Here is a 5,072-nt window from a genome sequence, read left to right as displayed (position 1 = left end):
AATTGATGTGTTGTGTTCGTCCCGGCGTTTTGGAAACGTAAGCGAGCCGGACATGGTTGGTCAGGGTATTGATCGCGCTGGATTTACCTGCGTTGCTTCGTCCGACAAATGCGATTTCTGCGGGAGTGTCGGGCAGGTCTTTGAGATGGTTGACGGTGGTGAAGAATTTGGCGTTCTGAAATAGGTTCATCCGTATTTCCTTGTTCCCTGAGACGGAGTGGCGGAATTTGCCGTGTCCATGTTGCGAAACATGGTAGTAATTTAATGTAAATCTAGTATAGAATAGCACGTTTATAGAATTATCGGTTTTTATCGGGTAAAATTTATCCGGCGTTTTGAGTATAAAAAAGGCATTGTCGCGGTATGCAATGCTGTAATCAGGAGCACTCCATGAAACGATTGACTTTAGCGGCCTTGGTTTTGGCTGCCGGCGCGGCTGTCGCTGCCCCGAAAGCGGATATTGCAAAAGGCAAAGAAGTGGCTACTACCATTTGTGCGGCATGTCATGCGGCGGACGGCAACAGCGGCATCGCCATGTATCCAAAGCTCGCCGCGCAACACAGTGCCTATATCTACCGTCAAACCTTGGACATTAAAGAAGGCAAACGTACAAACGGTTCCGCCGCCGTGATGAAACCTATGGTGATGAACCTGTCCGAACAAGACATTCTGAATGTATCCGCATTCTATGCCAAACAACAGGCCAAATCCGGCGAGGCTAACCCGAAACAAAATGATCCTGTTTTGGGCGGCAAAATCTACCGAGGCGGTTTGGTGGATAAAAAAGTTCCTGCCTGTATGTCCTGCCACGGCCCCAGCGGCGCGGGTATTCCGGGCGGCGGTACCGAAATCGGCGCATATCCGCGCTTAGGCGGCCAACATATGTCTTATGTGGTCGATCAAATGAAGGCTTATAAATCCGGACAACGCAAAAACGCGATTATGGAAGATATTGCCAAACGCCTGACCGAAGAAGAGTTGAATGCGGTTTCCAACTTCATCCAAGGTCTGCATTGATTCCTATCAATCCGTCTGTTTGCGGATGATGTGAATATCAAGGTCGTCTGAAAACGCTTGCCCTTGGGCGGTTGTTTTCAGACGACCTTGTGCGATGGTATGCCGCCGCTTTTGAGGCAATAAGTATTTTCAAATGGCAGCCTTTGGCTTTTTGCCCCATCATGTCTATTTTTCGTGCCGTTCGATAATCGGGTCTCTTCCGAATCCCGACCATCCCCGTATTCTTTATCAAATCAAACCGCTATGAGCAAATCCCCTTCATCCGTCCCCCTTATCCACAAACCTTGGTTCGCTTTTTTAAGCTCCATGCGTTTTGCCGTTGCCCTGCTCAGCCTTTTGGGCGTCGCTTCGGTTATCGGGACGGTGTTGCAGCAAAACCAGCCGCAGGTCAATTATGTCGTGAAATTCGGTCCGTTTTGGTCGCAGATTTTCAACTTTTTAGGCTTGTACGATGTTTATGCGTCCGCTTGGTTTGTGGTCATCATGATGTTTTTGGTGATATCGACCAGCTTGTGCCTGATTCGCAATGTTCCGCCTTTCCTTCGTGAAATCAAATCATTCCGTGAAAACGCCAAAGAAAAATCATTGGCGGCGATGCGTCATTCGACCGTTTTGGAAGGCAAGATGTCGTCTGAAATCGCCCAGCGTTATCTCGAAGTACAAGGCTTCAGCTGCAAAACCGTAACGCGCGAAGACGGATCGGTTTTGGTTGCCGCCAAAAAAGGGGCGATGAACAAGTGGGGCTATATTTTTGCCCATACTGCGCTGATTGTGATTTGCTTGGGCGGCTTGATAGACAGCAACCTCCTGCTGAAAATCGGTATGCTGACCGGACGCGTCGTACCGGACAATCATTCCGTCTATGCCAAAGACTTCAAACCAGAAAGCATTTTGGGTACGTCGAACCTGTCGTTCCGCGGCAATGTGAACATTACCGAAGGGCAAAGCGCGGACGTGGTCTTCCTCAACGCTGACAACGGAATGTTGGTTCAGGATTTGCCGTTTGATGTGAAGCTGAAGAAGTTCCACATCGACTTTTACAATACCGGTATGCCGCGTGATTTTGCCAGCGATTTGGAAATTACCGACAAGGAAAGCGGCAAAAAATCCGAACACACCATCCGCGTCAACCATCCGCTGACGCTGCACGGCATCACCATCTATCAAGCGAGCTTTGCCGACGGCGGCTCCGATTTGAAGTTCAAAGCCTGGAATTTGGGCAACCCAAGCCGCGAGCCGGTTACGCTCAGGGCAACGTCTATGCGCGACTTCCCGCTCGACATCGGCAATACGTCCTACAAGCTGGAGTTTGACCAATTCACGTCCATGAACGTAGAAGACATGGGTAAGTCGTCTGAAAAAGAGCAAACCCTGCAATCAGCGATTAACGACGTGCGCGCCGTGTCCCAAGAGAACAAAAAATACACCAACATCGGTCCGTCCGTTGTTTACCGAATCCGCGACAAAGCGGGGCAGGCTGTCGAATATAAAAACTACATGCTGCCCGTCAAGCAGGAACAGGATTACTTCTTCATTACTGGCACGCGCACAGGTCTGGAACAGCAATACCGTTGGCTGCGCATTCCTGCCGATAGAACCTCCAAACCCGATACCTTCATGGCGATGCGCGAACTCTTGAAAGACGAAGCCGCACGCAAAACAGTCATCCGCAACGCAACCTTAAACGCGCCCGAAAACATCCGCGAGCAATTTACCCTTGCCGCCGAAAACACCTTGGGCATTTTTGCGAAAGGCGGCTATTTGGCGTTGGACGAATTTATTACTAAAAACATCCCCAAAGAGCAACAGGAAAAAATGCAGGGATATTTTTACGAAATGCTGTTCGGCGTTATGAATGCCGTATTGGAAGAAACCATCCAAAAATACAAGCTGACCGAGTGGCCTCAAGACGAAGCGCGCAACCGCTTCCTGCTGCACAGTATGGACGCCTACACCGGTCTGACCGAATATCCTGCACCCATGCTCCTGCAACTCGACGGCTTTGAAGAAGTCCGCTCCTCCGGCTTGCAAATGACCCGCTCGCCCGGTGCATTTTTAGTCTATTTAGGCTCTGTTTTGCTGGTTCTCGGCACGATATTTATGTTCTACATCCGCGAGAAACGCGCGTGGGTCCTGTTTTCAGACGACCACATCCGCTTTGCCATGTCTTCCAGCCGCAACGAGCGCGACCTGCAAAAAGAGTTTCCGCAACATACACAAAGCCTGCAACGACTGGCGAAAGATTTGAACCATGACGCATAACCATAACCCCCTACCCGAACACGAGCTGCTGACGCACAAATCGTTCCTCAAGTCCCTGAATACGGTTGACTGCCTATTCGCCCTCTTGACCGCAGCCGGCGCATTTTTCGCCCAAACCCGCATTCAGCACACCATGGACATCTACGAAATGGTGATTTTGTGGGCAAGCGCGGGCATAACCGTCTTTTTAGGCTGGTTTTTCAAACCCATGCGCTGGTTTGCCCCCTTGTGTGCCGTCCTCGCATACGGCGCCGTCATGCTCTACGATGGCGACATCACACACGCCGACGGCTTCCTGCTCAAATACTTCCTCAGCAGCCAGTCCGCGATTATGTGGCAATGCGCCTTCGTTTTCTTCGCACTCTTCGCCTACATCACCGGCGCCGTACTGGCACAACGCAAAAACGTCGCCACCAACACCCTGCTCGGCATGGGTTCCGTATTCGCTTGGGTATCCGCCGTCGCAGGCTTTACCGGACTTTTAGTGCGATGGCACGAAAGCTACCTCCTGCGCCCTGACGCAGGACACATCCCCGTTTCCAACCTCTACGAAGTCTTCATCCTCTTCCTCGTCATCACCGCGCTGATGTACCTCTACTACGAAGCCCGTTTCACCGTACAAAAACTCGGCGGCTTCGTCTTCAGCTTCATGGCGATCGTCGTCGGCTTCGTCCTTTGGTACAGCTTTTCCCGCGAAGCGCACACCATCCAACCCCTGATTCCCGCCCTGCAATCATGGTGGATGAAAATCCACGTCCCCGCCAACTTCATCGGCTACGGCGCATTCTGTATCGCCGCCATGCTCGGCATCGCCGAACTCTGGGCATTGAGAAACGAAAACGCCGGCAAAAAATCATGGCTGCCGCATTCGCAAGTCATCGAAGAAGTCATGTATAAAGCCATCGCCGTCGGCTTTCTGTTCTTCACCATCGCCACCATCCTCGGCGCACTGTGGGCAGCCGACGCATGGGGACGCTACTGGAGCTGGGACCCGAAAGAAACTTGGGCATTCATCGTCTGGCTGAACTACGCCGTCTGGCTGCACCTTCGCCTCGTCGCAGGCTGGCGCGGCAAAATCCTCGCATGGTGGGCAGTCATCGGACTGTTCGTTACCGCCTTCGCCTTCATCGGCGTCAACATGTTCCTGAGCGGCTTGCACTCTTACGGCACCTTGTAAGCGTCAAAACACAATAAAAAAAGGTCGTCTGAAAAGCTTTAGCGCAACCTGAACTGCACCCCAAAAGTTGGACACATCCCCTCCAACTCACAAGGTGCAGTTTTTTTATGAGCAAATATACATTACACTTCAAATACCAAGCCGTACTCCACTACCTGCATATACGCAGCCAACAGCGTACCGCAGACCACTACGGCATTTCCCGAACCCACCTGAGACGATGGATACGCGCCTATCAAGAAGGCGGTATCGGCGCACTCGAACATCCCCAATCCAAAACCATGCCCCAACACCGCAAAAACCCCTTCATCTCAGATAAACCCGACCAAGAAAAAACGCAGGCAGAGCTTATCGAAGAGTTGTGCTATATGCGCGCAAAGGTTGCCTATTTAAAGGAGTTAAAAGCCCTCAGCCAAAAACAGACCGAAAAGGACAAAGCCAAACCGTCCAAACACTGAGGGCGCAACACCCGCTCAAATACCTGCTGCACATCGCAAACCTGCCCAAAAGCAGCTTTTACTACCACCACCAAGACCGACCCGACCCCGACGCAGCCGACAAAGCCCTCCTCGTCGAAACCTACCGGCGGCATAAAGGACGCTACGGACAAAGGCGC

General features: G+C 51.7%; 5 protein-coding genes and 1 pseudogene. 5 read left to right on the top strand and 1 reads right to left on the bottom strand.

What is annotated here, in order from left to right:
* On the bottom strand, positions 1 to 190 hold a 190-nt coding region (locus HMPREF1051_RS06665), incomplete at its 3' end, for a GTPase (RefSeq protein WP_003766149.1).
* 200 nt (positions 191 to 390) lie between these two features.
* Between HMPREF1051_RS06665 and HMPREF1051_RS06660 the strand changes: the two genes are divergently transcribed.
* From HMPREF1051_RS06660 to HMPREF1051_RS15230, 5 genes and pseudogenes are all read left to right on the top strand, one after another.
* A complete protein-coding gene (locus tag HMPREF1051_RS06660) occupies positions 391 to 1,017 on the top strand; it encodes a c-type cytochrome (protein ID WP_003759506.1) in 627 nt (208 codons plus the stop codon).
* Between the two features lie 306 nt (positions 1,018 to 1,323).
* Positions 1,324 to 3,279: a cytochrome c biogenesis protein ResB gene (locus HMPREF1051_RS06655; protein WP_036492300.1), complete on the top strand. Its 1,956-nt coding sequence runs from the start codon at positions 1,324 to 1,326 to the stop codon at positions 3,277 to 3,279.
* Positions 3,269 to 4,456, top strand: coding sequence for a c-type cytochrome biogenesis protein CcsB (gene ccsB, locus HMPREF1051_RS06650; protein WP_003766141.1), 1,188 nt, complete (start codon positions 3,269 to 3,271; stop codon positions 4,454 to 4,456). The genes HMPREF1051_RS06655 and ccsB overlap by 11 nt, the downstream gene beginning before the upstream one ends.
* Positions 4,457 to 4,563: 107 nt before the next feature.
* A complete protein-coding gene (locus HMPREF1051_RS06645) occupies positions 4,564 to 4,914 on the top strand; it encodes a helix-turn-helix domain-containing protein (protein WP_003765219.1) in 351 nt (116 codons plus the stop codon).
* A pseudogene (locus tag HMPREF1051_RS15230) lies at positions 4,818 to 5,072 on the top strand (hypothetical protein); the annotation flags it as partial. The gene HMPREF1051_RS06645 and the pseudogene HMPREF1051_RS15230, both read left to right, overlap by 97 nt.

This window comes from Neisseria sicca VK64 (assembly GCF_000260655.1).
Taxonomy (GTDB): Bacteria; Pseudomonadota; Gammaproteobacteria; order Burkholderiales; family Neisseriaceae; genus Neisseria; species Neisseria sicca_B.
This window is presented reverse-complemented; position numbering and strand designations above follow the sequence as displayed.

What these genes read in the sequence shown, in the direction of transcription:
- HMPREF1051_RS06655 (WP_036492300.1), top strand. Translation starts at nt 1,324, where the DNA reads ATGCGTTTTGCCGTTGCCCTGCTCAGCCTTTTGGGCGTCGCTTCGGTT.
- ccsB (WP_003766141.1), top strand. Translation starts at nt 3,269, where the DNA reads ATGACGCATAACCATAACCCCCTACCCGAACACGAGCTGCTGACGCAC.
- HMPREF1051_RS06645 (WP_003765219.1), top strand. Translation starts at nt 4,564, where the DNA reads ATGAGCAAATATACATTACACTTCAAATACCAAGCCGTACTCCACTAC.
- HMPREF1051_RS06660 (WP_003759506.1), top strand. Translation starts at nt 391, where the DNA reads ATGAAACGATTGACTTTAGCGGCCTTGGTTTTGGCTGCCGGCGCGGCT.